Source organism: Paenibacillus sp. 598K, assembly GCF_003851045.1.
Lineage (GTDB): Bacteria > Bacillota > Bacilli > Paenibacillales > Paenibacillaceae > Paenibacillus_D.
This window is the reverse complement of record NZ_BFBX01000032.1, coordinates 74,091-96,364: the sequence shown is the minus strand read 5'-3', so window position 1 is coordinate 96,364 and position 22,274 is coordinate 74,091. Positions and strand designations below refer to the sequence as shown.

The following is a 22,274-nucleotide window of genomic DNA, read 5'->3' as shown; positions in this document are numbered from 1 at the left end:
TGCTCCAGCGACGCTTGCAGGCTCGCCGACGCGGTAACGCTCGCAGCCAGCTCCTCGCGCAGCTGTTGTTCACTCGCTCGCAGCTCCGACAGCTCGTGCTGCGCATTGTCAGCTCGCGAAGTCTCCTCGCCAACACGGCGCTGCAACGCTTCAGCTGCGCGCTCGCGCTCCGTCAACTCGCCGCGCAGTTCCTCCGCCAGGCGCCCACTCTCGGTCAATTCGCCGCGCAGCTCCTCTACTGCACGCCCACGCTCGTCCAGCTCACGCTGCGCCGCCTCGGCACGCGACGTCTCCTCTGCCAAACGGCTGCGCAGCTCCTGAAGCTCCAGCCCGGTCGCGTCCTGCTGCTCCTGCAGCGACTCGATCTCGAGCATATACTCCATCGCCTGCTCTTCCGTCGCCTGGAGCAGCTCGTGCTGTCGAGCACGCTCCGTCTGCGCCTGTGCGAGCTCCTCGGCCAGCCGCTCGCCGCGTCCGGTCAGCTCCTCCGTTTGCTGCTCGAGCGCCACCGCCTGCTGCCGCAGACTTGCCGCCGCTTCAGCATGCGCCGCCGATTGCTGCTCTGCAGCCGTCTGCTGCTCTGCCAATTGGCCGCGCACCGTCTCCAGCTCTTGTACTGTCGCAGCGAGCCGCCCTTCGAGCTGCTGGACTTGCCCCTCGGCCGACTCCGCCCGTTGCTCGGCAGCGCTGCGCTCCGCTTCCAGACTATCCAGCGAGGTGCGCAGCATCTCCTCCTGCTCCATCGCCTGCATCATACCGTCCTCTGCCGCTTCGAGACGCTCCTGCAGCTCTGCCACGGTCGCTTGCTGCTCCTTGCGCGCCGTCTCCAGCTCGGCATGCAGCTGCCGACGGCGCTCCTCGGCATCGGCGATCGCCTGCTCCTGCGCCGCCTGCTTCTGTTGATGCGTCTGCTCCAGCTGTCGACGTTCGTTTAGATGCGTCGCATGCAGCTCCTCCAGACGCTGCCGGTGACGCGCTTCCAGCTCCTTGAACGCTTGCCGTTCGGCCTCCAGCTCCTGCTCGTACAGCGCTTGCTGCTCCTGCGCTTGCTCCGCCTGCTCCTCGGCCTGTTGTCTTGTCTCCTCCAACAGCTGCTGCAGCTCGGCATGCGCTTTGCGATGGACCTCGGAAGCGTTGCGATGGACGGCCTTGAGCTGCTCCAGCTCAGCGGCATGTGCCGTCTGCAGTTGCTCGAGCACCTCGGCATGCGTCTTCGCCGTTTCGACCAGTCTGCTCTCCAGACGAGCCTCCCAGGCCTCATCAAGCTGCTTCGCTGCCTCCTGATGCTGAGCCATCAGCGACGTCTGCTCTTCCTCCCACTTCAGTTCCTTCTCCCGGAGCAGGTTGCTCCAGTATGACTCCCGACTCTCGAATTTGTCCCGCCATTCAGAGCAGCGGTGCTCCTCCTCCTCGATGAGCCGCTGCAGCTCCGCGCGTTCGCGTTTCCAGACAGTGGCCGATTCATCGAACAGCTTTTGCCAGACGCCCTCGCGGCGTACCAGCTCCTCCTCCTGCTCGGCTCGCAGCTGCTCCAACAGCGCTTCGCGCTCCGCAGCCGCTTCGGCCTGCAGTCGCTCCAGCTCCTCCGATTTCGAGGCAGCGGCCTCCTCCAGCTCCTGCTGCTGCTGGAGACGCAAGCCCTCGAGCCGACGCTCATAATCGCCGCGCAGCTTTTCCGAATGCTGGCTATGCTCCTGCGCCAACTTTTTGCGCGCTTCCTCCGCAGCCGTAGATTGCGCTTGCAGCTTTTGCTGCAGCGAAGCCTCTCGTGCTGCCGCTTCCTGTTGCAGCCGCGTCTTTGACTGCTCAAGCTCCCGCTTGAAGCCCTCGCGCTCCTGCTGCAGCTTCGCTTGCGCCTCCTGTATGGCCGACGACAGCTCCTCGCGCGTCGATGCCCAAGCCTCCTGCTGCCGCTCCAGCTCGCCGGCGAGCGTCTGCATCTCCGCTTCCCGCTGGCTAAGCGTCTCGCTGTCCTGGCGAAGGCGGTATACTTCATCAGCCATATGCACAGCCGCCAGCACGGCGATTCTCGGCAGATCCAATCGCGGATAGCCCTTGGCTACCTTATTCATATTTTCGTCGACCATCGCGGCGACCCGCCGCATTTCCTCGGTGCTGGAATCTCCCGCCAGCTTATATTGATGCCCATATATATCAACCGTCACGCGCGTACGTTGATTGCTCATTTGGCTGTTACCTCCTATTCCCCAGCGTGCAAAAAGCCACATCGCTGTTCACTTGGAACTACTTCGATGTGACTTTGAGTTTTCCTGCCTATTTTCTCAATTCTGCGCCAAAAGATTGTTCCAGCTGCGCGACAACCTTGCCATGCAGTTCGGTCACCTCTTCATCGGTCAGCGTCCGTTCCGCGTGGCGGTAGACGAGCGCCAGCGCGACGCTCTTCTTGCCCTCGCCAAGCCGCTCACCGGTGTAGATGTCGAACACCTCGACCGACTCCAGCAGCTCGCCAGCCGTCTGGGCGATCGCCGCTGTCAGCGCGCCAGCCTGGACGGCGTGGTCGACGACGACGGCGATATCGCGGCCGCTCGCCGGGAAGCGAGGCAGCGCCTTATACGCGATCGCAGGCTCGGCCGCATCGTAGAGCGGCGCCAGCTCCAGCTCGAACAGGTACGTGTCCTGCAGCTCAAAGTCGCGCTGCTGCTCCGGATGGAGCTGGCCGATATAGCCGATCCGCTCGTAGCCGCGACCGGTCTCGAGCAGCACCGCCGCCGTCCGGCCTGGATGGAAGTGGGCGGGCGCAGCCGCCTCATAGCGGATGCTGTCCGAGACGCCGAGCAAGCGGAACAGCTCCTCGAGCAACCCCTTCGCATCGTAGAAGTCTACCGCCTCGGCCTTGACGTTCCATTGCCCCTTGCGTCTGCTGCCGGTCATCAGCCCCGCCACGCGATGCTTCTCCTGTGGCAAGCGCGTCAGCGTCTCTTCGCCGGTATGGTAGACGCTGCCGATCTCGAAGAGGGCGACATCGTCGTTTTTGCGGTTGCGATTGTAGGCCGCGGTCTCGAGCAGCTGCGGCAGCAGACTCGTCCGCAGGACGCTGCGCTCCTCGCTCATTGGCATCGCCAGTCGGATCGGCCGCGCCCCTGCGGTCTGCTCAGGGAACAGCACCGTCAATGCAGGCGACGTGAACGAATAGCTGACAGCCTCGTGCAGCCCTGCGCTCGTCAGCCGCGTACGCAGCTCGCGACGGATCGCCTGCGGCGCAGTCAGCGCGCCTGGCGTCGCCGCCCCCTCGATCGCGGTCGTCGGGATATTGTCGTAGCCGTGCAGGCGCGCCACCTCTTCGATCAGATCGACATCTCGCATGATGTCGCCGCGCCGGGTCGGCACGCTTACCTCGAAGACGTCGCCGTCCAGCGTATCGACTGCGAAGCCCAGCCGCGCGAAGATCGTCTTCACCTCGAGACTCGACAGCTCTGTGCCCAGGTAGTGGTTGATCTTGGTCAGCCCGACCTTCACCTTGGCCGGCTCCGCTCCCGGCTTCCCGGCTTGCGCGATGCCTTCGGCGACGAGTCCTCCTGCCAGTTGGGCCATCAGCGCAGCCGCGCGGTCGAGCGCAGGCAGGACGCGATTGGGATCGACGCCCTTCTCGAAGCGGACGCTCGACTCCGAGCGCAGTCCGAGCTGACGCGACGTCTTGCGCACCGTGCCGCCATCGAAGCGAGCCGATTCCAGCAGGATATTGACGGTATCCGCCGTCACCTCGCTGCTCGCGCCTCCCATCACGCCGGCCAGCGCGATCGGCTGATCGCCGTCGGTGATGACCAGCATCGAGGCATCCAGCTTGCGTTCCTGATCATCGAGGGTCTGTAGCGTCTCTCCTTCTCGAGCCAGTCTGACGACGATGCGGCCGCCGGGCACCCGATCCGCGTCGAAGGCGTGGAGCGGTTGACCGTACTCCAGCATGACGTAGTTCGTAATATCGACGATATTGTTGATCGGGCGCACGCCTGCCGCAACGAGGCGGTTCTGCAGCCAGAGCGGCGATGGCGCGATCTTCACGCCCTTGATATAGCGAGCCGCATAGTGGAGACACTGCTCCGGCGCCTCGATCGCGACCGTGATATGATCGGCCGTCTGCTCCGCCGCATCGATGATCCGGGTATCGGGCAGCTTCACGTCGAGCCCGGTCAGCGCCGCCACCTCGTAGGCCGCGCCCAGCATGCTCAGGCAATCCGAGCGATTCGGCGTCAGATCTAGCTCCAGCACAGCATCGTCAAGGCCTAGCGCCTCGGCGATCGGCGTGCCGAGCGTCAGCGTGGACGGCAGCACGAGGATACCCTCCTGCTGCTCGCGCGGCAGCAGCTTCTCAGGCAGGCCCAGCTCCTTGGCGGAGCAGATCATCCCTTGCGACTCGACGCCGCGCAGCTTGGCCCGCTTGATGTGGAGTCCGCCCGGCAGCTTGGCGCCGACGACGGCAACTGGCACATGCTGACCGGCATCGACATTCGACGCGCCGCAGACGATCTGCAGTTCCTCGTCCGTGCCGACATCCACCTTGCACACATTCAGCTTGTCTGCGTCGGGATGCTTTTCTTTATGCTTCACATAGCCGACGACGACGCCGGTGACGCCCTGATTGCGCGACTCGACGCGGTCGATCTCGATGCCGCCGCCTGTCATCCGCTCCGCGATCTCTTCAGGGGTCAGTCCGCTCAGGTCGACATATTCATTTAGCCATTTATAGGATACGTTCATCTCTGTTTTCTTCCTTTCGTCACATTCTGGTGAACTGGCTCAGGAACCGGAGGTCATTAGCATAGAAATGACGGATATCGTCGATGCCATACTTCAGCAGCGCGATCCGCTCGACGCCCATGCCAAACGCAAAGCCGCTCACTTCCTCGGGATCGTAGCCGCCCATCTCCAGAACGCGCGGGTGAACCATACCGCAGCCGAGAATCTCCAACCAGCCGGTCTGCTTGCACATCCGACATCCATGGCCTTGACACTGGACGCAGGTGACGTCGACCTCGGCGCTCGGCTCGGTGAACGGGAAGAAGCTTGGACGGAGGCGGATCTGCGCCTGACGGCCGAACATCTGCTGCACGAATTGCAACAGCGTGCCCTTCAAATCGCTCATGCGGATGTTTTTGTCGATGACCAGACCTTCGATCTGGTTGAACTGGAACGAATGCGTCGCATCGTCGTCATCGCGGCGATACACCTTGCCGGGGCAGATGACCTTGACGGGCTTGCCGTTCATTTGCTTCATCGTCCGCACCTGGACCGGCGACGTATGCGTGCGCATCAGGATCTCGTCGGTGATGTAAAAGGAATCTTGCATGTCGCGCGCCGGATGGTTTTTCGGCAAATTGAGCGCTTCGAAGTTATAGAAATCCTCTTCGACCTCCGGGCCCTCGGCGATCGTATAGCCCATGCCGATGAAGGCATCCTCAATCTCCTGCGCCACCTTGTTGAGCGGATGGACGGCGCCGCTTGCCGGCGCTTTGCCGGGCAGCGTCACGTCGATCGTCTCGGCGCGCAGCCTGCCTGCTGTCTCCTCGCGCTGGAACCGCTCCTGCAGCTCGTCGATTGCGCCTTCGATAGCACTGCGCACGTCGTTGGCTACCTGCCCGACGACAGGCCGCTCCTCCGCGCTCAAGCCGCCCATGCCGCGCAAAATCTCGGTCAACGCGCCTTTCTTGCCCAGATACTTGATCCGCAGGTCGTTCAGACTGCCGGGGTCGGCTACCTGCTGCAACGCCTCCAGCGCTTCTACGCGCAGAGCTTCCAAACGTTCTTTCATCGCTGTTCGCCTCCTGAAAATGAGCAAATAAAAAAGGCCCTTCCTCCCGCAAGGGACGAAAGAACCGTGGTACCACCCTAATTCGGACTGCCTGACGCACATGTACGCGCCTGCAATCCCTCAGCCAGATAACGGTCTGTGCCGGCGCCTCCTACCGGAACCGGACGAGACCGGTCGTTCAGAGGGCTGCTCCGGAGCGAACTTCGGCAGCCTGAGTCTGTAAGGACACTCTCAATCGCGGCGTCCTCTCCCTGTTCAGTAGCACTGCGTACTCTTCTCCATCACTGCATTTACAATTTCGATTCTTAATATTATAGCTCAGAGCGGTGCCAGGATGCAAGCGTCTCATTGCCGCGCTTCTATACAGACTTCCCTCAAAAGAAGCCTACGGTAACGGGATCGATCTTCCGATCGCTGTTGTCCCCAGATTTCTTGGTTTGTACCGCATTAGCGGTTGAAATCCGGGGACAAAGGCGAACGCTTCGCTTCTACAGATTCGTTCCCGTGCCTCTTCGGCCTTTTGAGGGCAGCCTGATAATTGCTCCGGCTATTCCCCCTCCATCATCCGATCCAGCTCGGATTCCACGAAGATGCCCGATTGCAGCGCGATCAGCGCCGGCTCGCGGGCTGCGGCGGGGTTGTCCGGCATCGGCAAGTCGAGCCGCCACCAGGCCAAGCCCAGGCAGAGGACGACAGCTGCGAGCGCCGTCGGCACATGGATGCGAACCTCGCGCTGCCACCAGCGCTCCGGGCGCTGCAGACGGTCGAGGACCCGTGTCTGCATCCCCGTCGTGAAGACGAGTTCCCGCGTCTCCTCATCCAGCTGTTCCGCCGGTCGTATACGATTATGCTCCGACATGCTCATTCCTCCCCATCCAGCTTGTGCTTCAGCATTGCTCGCGCTCGTGCCAGCCTGCTCTTGATCGTGCCGGGCTTCTCCCGGAGCTGTCCGCAGATCGCCTCGATCGACAGATCATGATAATAATGGAGGACGACGACCTCCCTATATTTGTAGGGCAGCGACTGGATATCGGCGGCCAGCGTCAGCTCGGTCGCAGAGGCTTCCGGTCCGGGCAACGTCGACGGCAGCTCCGGCATCGCCTGCTCGCCGAACACCAGACGTTTCCACGCCGCCTTGCGCATCCGCTGCCGGCATTCGTTGACCGTGATCCGCGTCAGCCATGGTCGCAAAGCCGCTCGATTATGCAGCTGGTCGATCGAGCGAAACGCCCGGATGAATACTTCCTGACTGACGTCCTCCGCCCAGTGCCGATCCCGCAGCAGCAGGAAGGCGGTGCGCAGGATCAGTCCGCCGTAGCGTTCCATCGTCAGTCGCAAGGCCTCCTGATCGCCCGATCTCATCCGGTCCGCCAGCAGTTGATCCGGCGGCTCCTGCCGATCATCAGACCGATTCGTCTCCACTGCCCCGCTCACTCGCCTGGCTCCTCCGACCGCAGCATGTCTACCAGTCCCTCATCATAGGGCGACAGCTCGGTCAGCCGACCGAAATAATCCAGGGCGAGCTGCGGGTCCTTGCCTTCGCCGCTGTTGCCGGTGCCGATCGCATAGATGCGCCCGAGCGCCCGGATCGCATCCTGACGATCCTCCTCTTGTCGATACGCCTCGATCGCCCGCTCCCAGTCGCGAGCCAATACATAACGATCACCGGCAAGCTGATCGCGGTCGGACAATGAGAAGATCGGCAGGCGTCCGGCATAGACCGCGTAATAGGTGCTGCTGCTGCTCAGCTTCAGCCCCTGCTCGTCGTACGCATCGACCGACCAGCTGAACAGACCGCCAGGATAGACGATGCCGAGGATCGAGGACGGCTTGGGCCCCTCCATGTCGCTAAAGATGCCCTCGGGATAACCGCGCAGCTCGTCTACCGTATAGACGGCTTCCGTACCGGTCCAGGACTCCTCTAGGCCATGGGTCGTCGTACCGGATAGTCTGCCCTGCTCGTCTCTCTGGATCGACTGGATGTTCAATCGGTAGCTCGCAGCGCCAGGATAAGGCTCCCAGACGAAGCGCAGCTGCTCGTCGTCGATCTGCGTCCCATCGCCGGGAGAGATCGTCTGCAGCTTCGGCACGAAGCGCACATCCAGCGTCTGCGGACTGTCGCCCGCCAGACTTACCGGCTCCTCGGGCGACTCCGTGCGGACAAGCCCCTCCAGTTGCTCCGGCAATACGGCGACACCGACCTCATAACGTCCGGGGCTCGCGCCATAGATGCGATACTCGCCGTCGCGGTCGGTCATCACGGCCGGGTAGTGCAGATAGCCCGGACTGTACCAATGATCCGTATCGACCGAACGGAGATAGACGATCACATTGGAGCCAGGCTTGCCGTCCAGCAGGACGCGGCCGCTGAGCGACAGCTGCTCGTGCGATGTCTCGGCCGGCTCCATCATCTCGACCCATCGCACCGCTTCCTCATTCACCCCGGCAGCTTGCTTGAACCAGTGCAGCGCTTGCTCCCGCTGTCCCATCTTCAGATACAGATGGCCGAGCGTGTAGGCGCCTTGCGTCTTCGTCCACCTATGATCGGGATACTGCTCGACCATCGTGAGCGTGTCGACGAGCAACTGTTCATCCGACCGCTTGTTCGCTCTCGGATGCGAATAGCTGTATCCCCGTGGCGTCACATCGATGCGATCGCCATGATTGGGCGAGGACTCGATGATGAGCGACGCCAGCCGATCCGGCGTCGGATTGTCCCAGGTTGCATACACTATCCCTGCGCATAATGCCGCCAGAGCGGCGAGGATGACGAGCGTTCCCACTTTTACTTTGATGTACATCTGCATTCTCTCCCTCTCTCACTGCTCTCTACCTTTAAGATGCGTCGAGGGCCGCATTCGGTTGCATGAATCGCATACGAGAGGCCAACATTTTTTTGCACTCGCCATCCAAGTACGACTCCGCCTGTGAGGGTCTCGCTGCCCGATCACCGCTATCGGGACGGCAAAAAGGGCGGCATCGCTGCCGCCCCGCTGCAAAAACGCTATTCTCTGCCCAGCAACATCCGCGTATACGGCGAATCGATCGGCAGCATGATGACTGTCTCGTCCTGAATCGTCGTCACGTAGCTCTCCAGGGTCCGGTACAGCTGATAGAAATTCGTGTCCTTGCCGTAGGCTTCGTTGTAAATGCGGGCTGCCTCCTGCTCGCCTTCGGCGACGATCTTCTTCGCCTCTGACTCTGCTTTGGCCATCAGCTCGCGAGCCTGACGATCAGCGCTCGCTGTAATCTTGCGCGACTCCTCGTCGCCCTCCGAGAGATAGCCGGCAGCGATCGACTGGCGGTCGGAGATCATCCGCTCGTAGACGCTGTCCTTATTCTCCTCGGGCAGATCGGTCCGCTTGATCCGCACATCGACGATCTGGATGCCGTAGTTCTGACGCTCGGCCGTCTCGGCCACCTCGCGGGTAATCTCGACGTTCAGATCGCCGCGCGCCGTATTCTCGCTGATGATGTCCCCGTATTCGATCTCGGAGAGCTTGCGGCGGACCGTGCTGTACACGTTGTCGCCGATCCGCGCCTCGGCCGAGCTGATCGTCTTCAGCGTCCGCAGGAATTGCTGCGGCTGCGTAATCCGCCATACGGTATAGTTATCGACCTTGATCGGCTTCTTGTCCTTGGTCAGAATCTCGGTTGGCTTGTTGTCATCGTAGATGATCTGATATTTCGGCAACGAAGTAACCGACTCGATAAATGGAACCTTGAATTTCATCCCCGGTTCGGTGTGGATGCGGACGGCCTCGCTGAACCGCAGCACAACCTTGTACTCGCCTTCCTTGACGATGAACAGCGAGGAGAAGAGCAGGATAAGTGCGACTACCGCTACGACGAGAGCTGCTATGCGTTTAACCATTATTGTGTCCCTCCCTCGGTGGCGGCGTCCTCGGAGCTATCCGGTTGCGCGGCTGGCGGCGGTGTCGTCGCTTTCGGCGCAGACGTGCTGCCGGAGCTGCTCGAGCCGGATGATTTCAACAGCTCGTTGAGCGGCAAATATTTGACGGTGTCGCCAGCGCCGTCTGTAATGATGACCTTGGCGCCAGGCAGCACCTTTTCGAAGGTCTCAAGGACGAGTCGGTGGCTCGTTACATTCGGATTTTTGACAAACTCGTTATAGATGGCGTTGAACTTGGCCACGTCGCCTTGAGCGTTGAGGATACGCGATTGCTTCTCGCCCTCCGCCTGCTCGAGCAACGCCTGCGCTTCGCCGCGCGCCTTCGGGAGGATGTCGTTGACATATTTCTGCGCCTGATTGATCTTGGTGCTGCGCTGCTCGCGGGCGTTAGTGACGTCCTTGAACGCTTGCTGCACCTTGCCGACCGGCGGCTCGATATCCTGGAACTTGACGTCGATGATCTGGATGCCTGTCTCATATTGCTCCTGCAGCTCGATCAGCTTGTTCTTGACGTCGGACTGGATCGCCGTCTTGCCATCGGTGATGGCGAAGTCCAGCTTGGTCGCGCCGATGACCGAGCGGATCGCCGAGATCGCCGAATTGCGCAGGAATGTCTGGGCATCGGAGATATTGTACAGATACTGCTCCAGATTGGCCACCTTCCACTCGACGACGGCGTCTGCGGAGACGATATTCTCATCGCCGGTAATCATGAGCGCTTCCTCGTCGACCGAGACGACCTCGCCTCCCCGGTCCTTGTAGCCGATATGGATACGCTGCTCCAGATTGGCCGGTACGATGACCGCTTCCTCGATCGGATACGGCATCTTGAAGTGCAGACCCGGGCTCTCCGTCGTCGACACATACTGGCCGAACCTCAGGATCGCTGCCTGCTCCTGCTCCTCTACCGTATAGAATGTCGATGAACCAAGCAAAATGGCGATGAGAACGACGACGCCGATGATGATGTTTCGCATCAGATTTTTCGGCATGGCCGGCAATTTGTTCGGCTCTGTCCCTTTTCCCCCCACATGTACTTCCATAAGTTCTCCTCCCTAATTCCCTAGTTGTATGCATAGTTATGCGAACCTGACATCATGTAGTACGCAGCAGGCACGCCATGCGTTTCATACATTTTCGGGCGGAACATCCAAAAAAGCTCTCCTTCGCTGTGAAGGAGAGCCATACCGCTTAACCGGCCGCTTGCGCGTGGGGCAGTCGCATGTCCTGCGCCGCTCTAGTGTCACGATCCTGATATCGCATTTCCATCCCGTTTCGCGGAAAATAAAGGTACTTTTGCATTTATCGCTATCCGGCCTTTGTCCCCGAATGTCGAACGAACGACTAGGCCTTGCGGCCGCGCATCATCACCACCAACAGCGCCAGCGCTGCCAGAACCACAGCCAAAATGGCGATCCCAAGCGTCACCTTGCTGAAGTTGGACGTGCCGGCAAGCTCCGACCCTTGCTCTGGCGTCTCCCCTGCGGCCGCGTCTGCGTTGCCGGAGGCTTCGCCTGCGTTGGCGGGCGACTCTCCTGCAGGCGTACCTGCGTCGGTGGATGCGCCGCCATGACTATGGCCGTCGCTCTGCGCCGCGCCCTCGACGACCTTGGTCAGCGAGGCCGGCATCGGCGAGCCGGTGTCCGGCGCGCCGATCCACTCGGCGAGACTGCCGTCCGCGTACGTCTGGTAAGCGCGCCAGACCAGCTCGGTCGCATCGTCGGCCACCCGCCCCTGCATGCGGAACTCTGCGAACTCCGTGTCCGCCAGCCCTTCGCCCTCTGCCTTCCATGCGACGCTGACGATCCGGTTGTCCTCGCGCTCCAGCTCAGTCGTCCAGCCAGGCTTCGGCTCGGTACGGGTAATATTGACGCCATCCGGCACAGCTACCCGCACCTCGACGGTATGGGTATCCTTCGTCTCGCTTGGCACGCGCACCGTGAACACCTCGTACGAGCCTCTCGCCACTTCCTGCGGCTGCACGGTTACATGTGCGCTGGCCACGCTTGCCCACAACAGCAAGGTCACTGCTGTCAGCAGGATGCTGACGCTGATCCGTCTTCTACTCAATGTTGTTCATCCCCCTGTTCGTAATCGGTCGATCCGGTTTCTAGCACGAGTATAGCTTGCCCGACTGTATTTCGCATGACTCGTAAGGGCTATATCCGTGACAGCATTGTGACCGACGTTGTGTCCATGCTCACTCGCGTCGGTTCACATATCCCTGCTCGTAGGCATATCTCGTCAGCTGCACGCGATTCGCCAGATGGAGCTTTTGCAGAATATGCTTGAGGTGATTTTTGACCGTGTGCTCCGAGATGCCGAAGCTCTCCGCGATCTCGCGGTTCGACTCGCCATGCGCCACCCGCTCCAGCACCTCCAGCTCGCGCGGCGTGAGCGGCGTCGTGCCGAGCGCCGCGCTCTTGGGCGGGCGCGCTGGGAGCTGCGCGCGGAAATGTGGTCGTCCGACCGCCGTCATGCCGCCGGGCCCCATTGTCTCGGCTGCATCGCTCTTGGGCCGCGTTGTCCCGGACGCCTCGTGCCGGGCCAGCGGCGGCTCCTCGCCCCCCGACGCGAACTCCTGGAGCAGCCGCATCGCCAGCCCCTTCGACATCGGCGCTTCATCGACCGCGACCGCGCTTAGATATTCCAGCCAGGAGGAGGCGGTCAGATTTTTGAGCAGATAACCTTGCGCGCCGCGCCTCAGCGCCTCGAACAGATGCGTGATGTCATCGGAGACAGTGACCATGACGATCTTCACCTCGGGACTCGCCGCCTTGATTCGACGCGTCGCCTCCAGGCCGCCGATCCCCGGCATGCTAATATCCATCAGGATCATCTCAGGCGCGAGCCGCTCATTCATGGCGAGCGCTTCCTCTCCGCTGGCCGCTTCGCCGACAATCTCGAAGAGCGGATCGCCCTCGACGATCATCCGCATTCCTTCGCGGCCATGCGGATGATCATCGACGAGCAGCAGCCGGACACGCCGCCGCGCCGCCGTATTGTGATTGGTCATCGGCGGGCACCACCCTTGCTCTCGATCCGTACTGCCGTCCCTTGTCCGCTCTCGATGGTCAACTGCCAGCCCATCGCCTCTGCCCGGCTCTCCATCATACGCAGACCGTAGCAGCCCGCTGCCCGGCGGCGCTCCTCCCGCAGTCCGATGCCGTTGTCCCGGATTTCGCAACTGAAGCCTTGCTCGTGTGCGCGACAGCTTACCGCCGCCTCGGTCGCCTGCGCATGCTTCTGCACATTGAGCAGCGCTTCGCGGACGATGGACAACAGCTCGACCTTCTCTCTGGCGGAGAGCAGGGCGTCCGAGAGCCGCCAATCCAGCATGACCCGGACACAGCTGACGCTCTCGATATCCGCTGCCAGCGTCCGTACCGATTGCGTCCAGGAGAGGTCGGTGACAACCGGCGCTTCCTTGAGCGCAGCCAGCGACTGCCGAACATCCTCATAAACATGGCGTACGGTGCTGCGGATCTGGCGCGTCTGCTCCTGCGCCTCCGACTTGCTGTCCGTCTGTTCCAGGCGATCCAGCTTGACCGAGAGCAGGAACAGCGACTGCGAGATGCCGTCATGCAACTCCCGGGCGAGTTGCTCGCGCTCCTCCAGCGCAGCCTTCAGCGACTGCTCGCGCCGCAGCGTCTCCTGTGTTGTCTCCAGCTTGCGGAACAGCTTGCGGAGCAAGGTCACCGTTACCGCGAAGACGATAAACGGCGACAGCAGATTGCCCAGCTCCATCGACAGATAGGGCAGCAGCACCGTATGACGGAGATACTCCCAGATGCCGATCGTCAGCGTCGGAATCCACAAGATGAGCCATTTGATCTGTTGATACGACATGCCGCACCCCCTCCTTGATCGTCGCCGCCAGAGACGGTGATGATATGCATCAGTAGTTGCGGAACACCTCTTCATGAACCCGCTCGATGTCGTCCTTATCGCGTACCCTCATCTGTGCCTGCCATTCGCCAGCGAACGGGATATATCTGCCGGTGGCCCGGTAGGTCGCCTTGGCATAACCGGTGAATGCGTCGACCTCGTCGTCCTCGAACACCTCGATCGGCACCTCGATGCCGCCCAGCTCCGGCTGGCTTAGCGAATGCAGCGTCAACGACACCGACTTGGGCTGGCCCGACTCCTCCGGCAGCCACACCTTGACGATGAACTGATTGTCCGCGCCCGGCACGTTGGGCGTGATGCGCAGCGTGATGTGCATCTCTGTCCCCATCTGATGCTCGGACACCGGTTCGTTGGCTGGCAATGGACTGATATAGGTGAAGATGCCGACGACCGCGATGATCAGCGCCATCAGGGCCACGTCTGCCTTCAGCAGCCGGCCTTCCGGCAGATCGCCCCGCTTCACCCGGATGCGCAGCCAAGCGCCGACAGCGACGACCAGCAGCACGAAGCCGGTCTTGATGATGAGCAGCGCCCCCCATGCCGTATAGAACAGATAGTCGAAGCTCGGCAGGAACAGCAGCGCCGACAGGACCCCTGTCACCGTCAGCAGCAGGATCGAGATCCACGCAGCTGTCGTGAACTTCTCGGCGAAGCGCCCAGCGTCCTTGCGCTCCTCGAACCAAAGCGCGAGCAGGAACAACAGCCCGCCCGCCCATACCGCTGAGGCGACGATATGGACCAGATTGAGCCCGATCGCATACGTCAGCGGCTCATAGGCGGCGGCATGACCGCTCCAGGCCTCCAGTCCGAGCGCGGCCAGCGCCCAGATCCCGCGCAGCAGGCGGCCTGCCCTTAGTATGAGGAAGCCGAGCAGCGCGACGGCGATGATCGCCGCCCAGGTCAGTCCGATCTCCGTCCGCGTGAACAGTCGCAGCCAATCGTCCGCCGGCTGGCCCTCCATAAGCTCGCTGGCATGAGCGAGCACATAGAGCAGCGAGCCGGCCGCGTAGGCGAGCGTCAGCCAGCGCCCCCAGGTGCGGAAGACGGAGAGCAGGACGTCGTTTTTGGCCCGCAGCATCGCGTACCAGAGCATAACGCCCGAGACGAGCAGCAGCGCCAGGTAATACAGGATACGCGAGCCGTACAGGGCGAACTCGCCCGTCGTCAGCTGCGTCGACGCGGCGTGGCCGCTATGGCCCATCTGCTCGTGCAGGTTGAAGGACGAAGCGTCGCGACCGCCCGGCGGATCGCCGACGACGAAGACGTACGTGCCGCTAACCGGGTGCCCGTCGGCGGAGATGACGTTGTAAGCTACCGTGTAAACGCCCTCGGACAGCGCGGGCAGCGCCAGCGAGATCATCGTCCGATCGTCCGAGACGATGGCTCGCTCGCCTGTCACCGGCTCGGATCTCGAGTCGAGCACGCGCAGCGAGCCGAGCTGCGTCTCGATCGGCTCGTTGAAGCCGATCTTCACCTCTGCTGGCCCGGTCTCCATCCGGGCCCCGGGCTCTGGACTGTACGTCTCGACCGACGCATGGGCAGCGACCGACTGCGGGCCGATGAGCCAGCCGCAGAGCAGCATAGCGACGACCGTCAGCAGCAGCGTGTATCTCAGTCCGCTCGAGCGCGGCGCTAGTGCATAACTGTTCACAAGGATACACTTCCTCTCAAATCTTTGCCTTATCTCTTGCTAGTTTACTATTTCCAGCCACACTTTACCAAGGCAAAAGATTGAACAATCCCGCGCTTTCGGGTACAATGGAAGCTTGCGAGGGAATTGTCCCTTTTCTTGAATATCGCAATATCTTGGGCCCTGATTTCAATCATGCTACAATATATTGTATCTTATGGTCTCTTTCAGGAGAGTCCTTACATAAGGAGTGACACTAGCAATTGGATATTATCAAACGTAATGGCCAGAAGGAAGAACTCATCTTCTCCAAGCTGAAAAAGGTCATCGATTTTGCCTGCGTCGACTTTGAAGGCTGCGACCCGCTGGAGCTCGAGACGGCGCTGCTCCCTTACTTCCGCAACAATATTACGACTAAGGAAGTACAGCGCACGCTCATCCAGGTCGCCGTCGAGAAGACGAGCATCGAGCAGCCTAACTGGCAGTATGTCGCAGCCAAGCTGCTCGTATACGATCTATACAAAGAATCGCAAATTAATCGCAAGTACGGCTATTTCGGTTATGGCGACTTCTACTCGCTGCTCACCTACCTGACCGACAAGAAGCTGTACGGAGCCTATATTCTCGAGCATTACAGCCGCGAAGAAATCCAGGAGCTGGGCAACTACATCGTGCCGGAGCGCGACTATCTCTTCAACTATATCGGCCTGAAGACGCTCGCCGACCGCTATCTGATCAAGGGCTACGGCGGCGATATCCTCGAGCTGCCGCAGGAGATGTTCATGGGCGTGGCGATGCATCTGGCGATGAAGGAGCAGGACAAGCTCCACTGGGCCAAAAAATTCTACGACGTCCTGAGCCGCCTCCAAATGACGGTCGCTACGCCAACGCTGGCCAATGCGCGCAAGCCGTTCCACCAGCTCTCGAGCTGCTTTATCGATACGGTGCCGGACAATCTGTGGGGCATCTATCATGTCGACTCCAGCTTCGCGCAAGTATCGAAGTTCGGCGGCGGCATGGGCATCTACATCGGCAAGGTACGCAGCCGCGGCTCCAACATCCGCGGATACAAGGGCGTCGCCGGCGGCGTCGTGCCGTGGATCAAAAACTACAACAACACGGCGGTTGCAGTCGACCAGCTCGGCGTACGCTCCGGCGCCGTCGCCATCTATCTGGATGTCTGGCACAAGGATATCTTTGACTTCCTGAACCTGAAGACCAACAACGGCGACGACCGGATGAAGGCGCATGACATCTTCCCTGGCGTCTGCATCCCCGATCTGTTCATGCGCAAGGTCGAGGAACGCGAGACCTGGTGTCTGTTCGACCCGCTCGAGGTGCGCGAATATATGGGCTGGTCGCTTGAGGACGCTTGGGGCGAGGAGTGGGAAGCTCGCTACGAGGCTTGCGTCGCCAATGAATCGCTGAGCCGCGAGGAAGTGCCGGCGATCGAGATTATGAAGAAGATCCTGACCAGCTCGTTCGAGACGGGCACGCCGTTCATCTTCTACCGCGACACGGTCAACCGCGCCAACCCGAACAAGCACAAGGGCATCGTCTACTGCTCCAACCTGTGCACCGAGATCTGCCAGAACATGAGCCCGACCGAGTTCATCCAGACGACGCACGAGGACGGCATCATCACGACGCAGATCAAGAGCGGCGACTATGTCGTCTGCAACCTCTCCTCGCTTAACCTGGGCCGCACGCGCACCAAGGAAGAGATCGAGGAGGTCGTTACCTGCCAGATGCGGATGATGGACAACGTCATCGACCTGAACCACTATCCTGTGCCGCAAGCAGAGATCACCAACAAGAAGTACCGCGCCGTCGGCCTCGGCACAAGCGGCTATCATCAGTGGCTCGCCTTGAACAGCATCGCCTGGGAGAGCGAGGAGCATCTGACGCGGGTGGACGAGCTCTACGAGTGGATCAACTACTGCGCCGTCAAGGCATCGATGAGCATCGCCAAGGAGAAAGGCGCGTATCCGGTATTCGAGGGCAGCGAATGGCAGACCGGCGCCTACTTCGAGCAGCGCGACTATACGAGCCCCGAGTGGCTGGAGCTGAAGGCGCAGGTCGCCGAGCACGGCGTCCGCAACGCCTGGATGTTCGCGATCGCGCCGACCGCATCGACGTCGCTGATCGCCGGCTCGACGGCGGGCATCGACCCGATCTTCAACAAGTTTTTCGTCGAGGAGAAGAAAAACGCGGTCATCCCGCAAACGGCGCCGAATCTTAGCGATGCGACGTTCTGGTTTTACAAGGAAGCGCACCATATCGATCAGCACTGGAGCATCAAGGCCGCCGGCAAGCGCCAGCGCCACATCGATCAGGCACAATCCTTTAACCTGTACATCACGCCGAACTACTCGGCCAAGGAGTTCCTGGACCTTTACATGGCAGCCTGGAAGAACGGACTCAAAACCGTCTACTACGTCCGTAACAAGAGTCTGGAAGTCGACGACTGCGAAAGCTGCAGCTCATAAATAATTGTTAATCTGTACATTTTGAGGAGGATGAGTATGGAACTGCAGCGCAAGAAGCTGTTCAACGAGGACGGCGACCGCGACTGGGGCAAGCGCAAGATGATCGGCGGCAACACGACCAACCTGATCGAGCTGAACAATGTCAAGTATGACTGGGCGACCAAGATGTACCGGACGATGATGAACAACTTCTGGATCCCTGAGGAGATCCCGCTGGCTCAGGATGCCAAGGACTACCGGAACCTGTCGCTCTCCGAGCGCAACAGCTACGACAAGATTATCAGCTTCCTGATCTTCCTGGACTCGCTGCAGACGGCGAACCTGCCCAATATTAACGAGTACATCACCGCGCCGGAGGTCAATCTGATCCTGACGGTCCATACGTTCCAGGAGGCAGTGCACAGCCAGAGCTACTCGTACATCCTCGACAGCGTCTGCTCGGCGGAGGTGCGGGACCAGATCTACAACCTGTGGCGCGAGGACAAAAACCTGCTCAAGCGCAATCGATTCATCACTGACCTGTACGAGAACTTCATCGCCAACCCGTCCTCGCAAAATCTCGTCAAGACGATTATGGCGAATTACATTCTCGAGGGCATTTACTTCTACAGCGGCTTCAGCTTCTTCTACGCGCTCGGCCGCCAGGGCAAAATGCTCGGCACCGTATCCGAGATCAAGTACATCCAGCGCGACGAGCTGACGCATCTGGCCTTGTTCCAGGGCATCTTCCGCGAGGTGCGCAAGGAGAACCCCGAGCTGTTCACGCCGGTGCTGGTCGAGGAGCTGCGTCAGATGATGAAGACTGCCGTCGAGCACGAGATCGAATGGGGCCAGTACATCACGAACAACCAGATCGCCGGCATCACCAACGAGATCATCGACCAGTACATCAAGTACCTGTCCAACGAGCGACTGCGCAAGCTTGGGCTGGACATCCTCTACCCGGAGATCACCGAGCATCCGATGCGCTGGGTCGAGAGCTTCAGCAACATGAACGGCATGAAGACCGACTTCTTCGAGCAGAAGGTGACCAACTACAGCAAGTCGTCCAACCTGAACTGGGGCGATCTGTAAAGCTGTGTCAGTAACCTGCATTATGCAAAAACAAGCCCCTCTCTCACGTTGCTGTGAGGGAGGGGCTTGTGGCATGTCATGCTCGCCCTAGGCCTTATTCGGCTGCAAACGGAACGCTCCCCCGAGGCGCTTAGGCGCTCGTAACGCCCGCTAGCTCCAGCCAACGCTGGAGTTCCTCGGTCGGCAGCGGCTTGGCAAAATAGTAGCCTTGGGCTTCGTCGCATTGCAGCTCCTGCAAAAACTGAAGCTGGGCGCTGTTCTCTACGCCCTCGGCGGTCACCCGCAGACCGAGCTGGCGCGCCATCATCGTTATCGTTGTGACGATTGCCGCATCGCTGCTGCCTACCGTCAGTTCGAAGACAAAGGAACGGTCGATCTTGAGCTTGTCGATCGGGAACTTCTTCAGATAGAGCAGCGAGCTGTAGCCCGTGCCGAAGTCGTCGATGCTGATCTTCACGCCCAGCTTTTTCAGCTCCGTCAAGGTGACGATCGCATGATCGACATCCGAGGTCATGCTCTCTGTAATCTCCAGCTCAAGGTATTGGGGAGACAGCGCGGTCTCCTCCAGAATGGCCTGCACCCGGGAGACCAGATCGGCTTGGGCAAACTGACGCATCGACAGATTGACCGATACCGTGATCGGCGGCAGGCCTTGGTTTTGCCACGCTTTGTTCTGCCGACAAGCCTCCCGCAGCACCCACTCGCCGAGCTGCAGCACCATCCCGTTCTCCTCGGCGATCGGGATGAACGCGATCGGCGACAGCTCGCCTCGTTGGGGATGACGCCAGCGGATCAATGCCTCGGCTCCGAGCGTTCGCCCCGTACTCAGCTCCATCTGAGGCTGATACAGCAGGTAGAACTGTTGCTGCTCCAGCGCCCGCCGCATGTCGTTCTCCAGCAGCAGCCGCTCGTCCGCCTTCGTATTCATGCCGGGCGTGAACAGCCGGTATTCGTTGCGGAGCGCCTTGGCGCTGTACATGGCGATGTCGGCATTTTTGATCAGATCGTCGACATTGTCGGCATCCTCGGGATAGAAAGAGATGCCGACACTGACCGTGATATGATACTCGCTATGCTCCATCGGAATCGGCGTCGAGAAGCTCTGGACGATCCGGGCAGCCGTCTCCTCTGCCTCCGCCCGCGAGGCCAGATCAGTCAGGAGGATCGTAAATTCATCGCCGCCCATCCGGAACACATGCTCCCGACGTTCTACAACAGCCAGCAGCCGCTCGGTCACTGCGTTCAGGATGCGATCGCCGACACGATGGCCAAGCGAGTCGTTGATCGTTTTGAACCGGTCGACATCGAGCAGCAGCACCGCCAGCATCGAGCTGCGTTCACGAGCCGCCGATAGCTCCCGATTCATCTGCTCGGAGAGCAGCCGGCGATTCGACAGTCCGGTGAGCTCATCATGGTAAGCCAGGTAGTTGATCCGCTCCTCTGCGAGCTTCTGTCGACGATACGGCTCCTCCACCGATACGAGGTAGATTCCTTTGATCAGATAGCAGTAACCGATCAGCTTGTAGAGATGACCGACCACCATATAGAAGTCCGTCGTCGTCTGCGACAGCGCAATCGCCGTTGCCGCAGCCAGCTGCCACGTCAGCGCTTGCACGATCGTCAGCAGCGCTGGCGGGCGCTCCGTCCGGTTGCGGTACAGGATCGTAAAGAGCGCCATCGAGAGGCAGGAGAAGGTTATCGTCACCGACAAGGTTCGGATGGCGATCCACGACTCGCCGCTCATCAGCGCGTCTCCCCAACGGAGCGTGAGCGTGTTGATCGTCAGAATGAGCAGTATGCCGATCGTCGCCGAAGCGGCCAGTACAGGCAGCCGCCGGCTCGCCGACACCGGTCGGTCACGAGTCCGAAAAATCAGAAATAGCCCTGCAGCTCCCACCGCCTGGGCGAGCTCAGAGAAGACCAGCCCAACTGAGGTATCGCCGATTGGCATATGCCGCGGCATCCCTTCATTGGTCCAGACATGCATAATCTCCATCATCCCGACGATGAGATACAGCGCTGCCAGATACAGCCGATGTGCAGTCAACGTATGAACGAAGAAGATGCTGCCCAGCAGTAGCATGGAGAAGCCGATACCGTAGGTAATATATTCAATGCCATTGTGAAACAGCATATAGGCATGCAAATCAAAGTCGGTATACAACCAGTCTTGCAATCCCAATATAGCGACCAGACTGAGAACGGCCAGCACCGCCGTCCAGATCGTTTTCTTCTCTGCGCTGTTAATGGACATGCGTTCCTCCCGAGACGATAGCTTTAAGCGTGTGTTGGCGCCGGCTTCTCGATCTCGATAACGGGCGACCTCTTTATATTGGAGCAAAGAGATAGCGCTTGTCCAGCTTTTCTTTTCCTGTAATAACCATCTGATTGAGCAGCGATTTGACAAGCGGACGCGCCCCGGATAATGTAAATGAAGAATTAATGAAGGAGGGATCTGAGTGGAGCAATATGAACTGGCCGAAATTCTCATCCGTTCGACGCAGCGCCAGACCTGGCAGCCGACCTTCGCGTCCGCGCAGCTCGTCGTCGTTACCGAAATGGGCTCGAGGCTATGGTATCTGGATGTAGACGGCATCGCCGATGACGCGCTGCTGCAACACTTCTATACCGCCGAGGAGATCGGCATCGAGCTGGAGCTGATCACCGTCGGCGGCAAACGCTTGACCGGGAGCGGCTATTTGCATGCCAACCCCCGGCATCAGGCGGCGGCGATCCGCGGCGAGGGCGAGATCACAGGACTGTGATGCAGCATCCCGCTACGCCGCGAGGCAGTAGCGGAGCAAGCAGCGCATCTCGATATACTGCAGCTGCTCCAACGCCTGACGAACCTGATCGTCGGGCTGGCTATCGTATTGCAGCCGCTCGACGGCGTCCACGAAACGGTAGGGGTCCCATGCCTCTCCATCTCGCAACGCAAACAGAATGCGAAGGGCCTCACTCTCTGCCAGCGATTCGAGTTGGCCATGCTCACGCAGCCACTGCTGTGATTCGCGATGCAGCTCTAGCATCGCGGGATGCTCGCCCGCCTGGCGCATCCAGTATTTCGAATTGCTGAAGTCACCCTCCATCCGATGCATGATGCCATGCCAGTAGCTGCCGGTCGGATGCTCGAGATCCTGCGAGAGCGTATGCGAGCGGTCCAGGCTATCATTCCACAGATGCAGTCCCGCCTGGATGGACAAGATCTTGTCGGTCTCGCCGGCGAGCGCGCCCAAGTCGTGGATGCGCAGCTCCGCGATCTGCCGATCGAGCGCCTCGTCCCAGATGCGCCTGGGCTGCAGCGGCTGCAACGGCCGTCTCGCCTCCAGCACCGCCACGATATCTTCGATTGTTGTCGTTCCAGCCATATATAATTCCTCCTTTGATCGCTTTATGTATAAAACTCGTGAATCCCCCGCCTATTGTACCATTACCCGGCGATGCGTGTCGTGCCACATGAAAAAGGACTGCCCCACCCGTCGAGGTGGAGAC

Annotated in this window: 17 protein-coding genes; 3 read left to right on the top strand and 14 right to left on the bottom strand. The window is 60.5% G+C overall.

The annotated features are described in order from the left end of the window. From zapA to PA598K_RS11680, 12 genes are all read right to left on the bottom strand, one after another. A partial coding sequence (zapA, locus tag PA598K_RS11735; RefSeq protein ID WP_185601850.1) for a cell division protein ZapA occupies positions 1-2,186 on the bottom strand: 2,186 nt, incomplete at its 3' end. Between the two features lie 88 nt (positions 2,187-2,274). Further along, the gene (gene pheT / locus PA598K_RS11730) at positions 2,275-4,716 is read right to left on the bottom strand and encodes a phenylalanine--tRNA ligase subunit beta (protein WP_128657136.1); all 2,442 of its coding nucleotides are present in this window, start codon (positions 4,714-4,716) and stop codon (positions 2,275-2,277) included. Positions 4,717-4,735: 19 nt separating this feature from the next. Next, entirely contained in the window at positions 4,736-5,767 is a 1,032-nt protein-coding gene (gene pheS, locus PA598K_RS11725) for a phenylalanine--tRNA ligase subunit alpha (protein ID WP_128657135.1), read from the bottom strand. A 547-nt stretch (positions 5,768-6,314) separates the two neighbouring features. After that, the gene (locus PA598K_RS11720) at positions 6,315-6,626 is read right to left on the bottom strand and encodes a hypothetical protein (protein WP_128657134.1); all 312 of its coding nucleotides are present in this window, start codon (positions 6,624-6,626) and stop codon (positions 6,315-6,317) included. A 2-nt stretch (positions 6,627-6,628) separates the two neighbouring features. Then, positions 6,629-7,201 carry a sigma-70 family RNA polymerase sigma factor gene (locus PA598K_RS11715; RefSeq protein ID WP_128657133.1) on the bottom strand — a complete coding sequence of 191 codons (573 nt, stop codon included), beginning with the start codon at positions 7,199-7,201 and terminating at the stop codon, positions 6,629-6,631. Continuing rightward, a complete protein-coding gene (locus PA598K_RS11710) occupies positions 7,198-8,568 on the bottom strand; it encodes a carboxypeptidase-like regulatory domain-containing protein (RefSeq protein ID WP_128657132.1) in 1,371 nt (456 codons plus the stop codon). Before PA598K_RS11710 ends, PA598K_RS11715 begins: the two co-directional genes overlap by 4 nt. A gap of 203 nt (positions 8,569-8,771) precedes the next feature. Beyond that, entirely contained in the window at positions 8,772-9,641 is an 870-nt protein-coding gene (gene hflC, locus PA598K_RS11705; protein ID WP_128657131.1) for a protease modulator HflC, read from the bottom strand. Next, the gene (hflK, locus tag PA598K_RS11700; RefSeq protein WP_128657130.1) at positions 9,641-10,723 is read right to left on the bottom strand and encodes an FtsH protease activity modulator HflK; all 1,083 of its coding nucleotides are present in this window, start codon (positions 10,721-10,723) and stop codon (positions 9,641-9,643) included. The genes hflC and hflK overlap by 1 nt, the downstream gene beginning before the upstream one ends. Before the next feature lie 301 nt (positions 10,724-11,024). Next, a complete protein-coding gene (locus PA598K_RS11695) occupies positions 11,025-11,750 on the bottom strand; it encodes a YcnI family copper-binding membrane protein (RefSeq protein WP_260405365.1) in 726 nt (241 codons plus the stop codon). 130 nt (positions 11,751-11,880) lie between these two features. Next, on the bottom strand, positions 11,881-12,696 hold the full coding sequence (locus tag PA598K_RS11690; protein WP_128657129.1) for a response regulator: 816 nt from the start codon (positions 12,694-12,696) through the stop codon (positions 11,881-11,883). Continuing rightward, on the bottom strand, positions 12,693-13,529 hold the full coding sequence (locus tag PA598K_RS11685; RefSeq protein WP_128657128.1) for a sensor histidine kinase: 837 nt from the start codon (positions 13,527-13,529) through the stop codon (positions 12,693-12,695). The genes PA598K_RS11690 and PA598K_RS11685 overlap by 4 nt, the downstream gene beginning before the upstream one ends. Before the next feature lie 49 nt (positions 13,530-13,578). Beyond that, entirely contained in the window at positions 13,579-15,240 is a 1,662-nt protein-coding gene (locus PA598K_RS11680) for a copper resistance CopC/CopD family protein (protein WP_260405364.1), read from the bottom strand. Between the two features lie 242 nt (positions 15,241-15,482). On the opposite strand from PA598K_RS11680, the gene PA598K_RS11675 reads away from it, so the two are divergent. Together PA598K_RS11675 and PA598K_RS11670 are read left to right on the top strand one after the other, a co-directional pair. Further along, on the top strand, positions 15,483-17,708 hold the full coding sequence (locus tag PA598K_RS11675; protein WP_128657127.1) for a ribonucleoside-diphosphate reductase subunit alpha: 2,226 nt from the start codon (positions 15,483-15,485) through the stop codon (positions 17,706-17,708). A gap of 36 nt (positions 17,709-17,744) precedes the next feature. Beyond that, entirely contained in the window at positions 17,745-18,782 is a 1,038-nt protein-coding gene (locus PA598K_RS11670; protein ID WP_128657126.1) for a ribonucleotide-diphosphate reductase subunit beta, read from the top strand. 130 nt (positions 18,783-18,912) lie between these two features. Here the strand turns inward: PA598K_RS11670 and PA598K_RS11665 are convergent, their stop codons facing one another. Continuing rightward, the gene (locus PA598K_RS11665) at positions 18,913-21,036 is read right to left on the bottom strand and encodes a putative bifunctional diguanylate cyclase/phosphodiesterase (protein WP_185601848.1); all 2,124 of its coding nucleotides are present in this window, start codon (positions 21,034-21,036) and stop codon (positions 18,913-18,915) included. Between the two features lie 205 nt (positions 21,037-21,241). Between PA598K_RS11665 and PA598K_RS11660 the strand changes: the two genes are divergently transcribed. Then, positions 21,242-21,547, top strand: coding sequence for a hypothetical protein (locus tag PA598K_RS11660; RefSeq protein ID WP_128657124.1), 306 nt, complete (start codon positions 21,242-21,244; stop codon positions 21,545-21,547). Between the two features lie 12 nt (positions 21,548-21,559). On the opposite strand, the gene PA598K_RS11655 is transcribed toward PA598K_RS11660, so the two are convergent. Continuing rightward, positions 21,560-22,150 carry a hypothetical protein gene (locus PA598K_RS11655; protein WP_128657123.1) on the bottom strand — a complete coding sequence of 197 codons (591 nt, stop codon included), beginning with the start codon at positions 22,148-22,150 and terminating at the stop codon, positions 21,560-21,562. Positions 22,151-22,274 lie beyond the last annotated feature (124 nt).

Coding starts and splice junctions, on each gene's coding strand:
- pheT (WP_128657136.1), bottom strand. CDS start 4,716: ATGAACGTATCCTATAAATGGCTAAATGAATATGTCGACCTGAGCGGA.
- pheS (WP_128657135.1), bottom strand. CDS start 5,767: ATGAAAGAACGTTTGGAAGCTCTGCGCGTAGAAGCGCTGGAGGCGTTG.
- PA598K_RS11720 (WP_128657134.1), bottom strand. CDS start 6,626: ATGTCGGAGCATAATCGTATACGACCGGCGGAACAGCTGGATGAGGAG.
- PA598K_RS11710 (WP_128657132.1), bottom strand. CDS start 8,568: ATGTACATCAAAGTAAAAGTGGGAACGCTCGTCATCCTCGCCGCTCTG.
- hflC (WP_128657131.1), bottom strand. CDS start 9,641: ATGGTTAAACGCATAGCAGCTCTCGTCGTAGCGGTAGTCGCACTTATC.
- hflK (WP_128657130.1), bottom strand. CDS start 10,723: ATGGAAGTACATGTGGGGGGAAAAGGGACAGAGCCGAACAAATTGCCG.
- PA598K_RS11690 (WP_128657129.1), bottom strand. CDS start 12,696: ATGACCAATCACAATACGGCGGCGCGGCGGCGTGTCCGGCTGCTGCTC.
- PA598K_RS11685 (WP_128657128.1), bottom strand. CDS start 13,529: ATGTCGTATCAACAGATCAAATGGCTCATCTTGTGGATTCCGACGCTG.
- PA598K_RS11670 (WP_128657126.1), top strand. CDS start 17,745: ATGGAACTGCAGCGCAAGAAGCTGTTCAACGAGGACGGCGACCGCGAC.
- PA598K_RS11665 (WP_185601848.1), bottom strand. CDS start 21,036: ATGTCCATTAACAGCGCAGAGAAGAAAACGATCTGGACGGCGGTGCTG.
- PA598K_RS11655 (WP_128657123.1), bottom strand. CDS start 22,150: ATGGCTGGAACGACAACAATCGAAGATATCGTGGCGGTGCTGGAGGCG.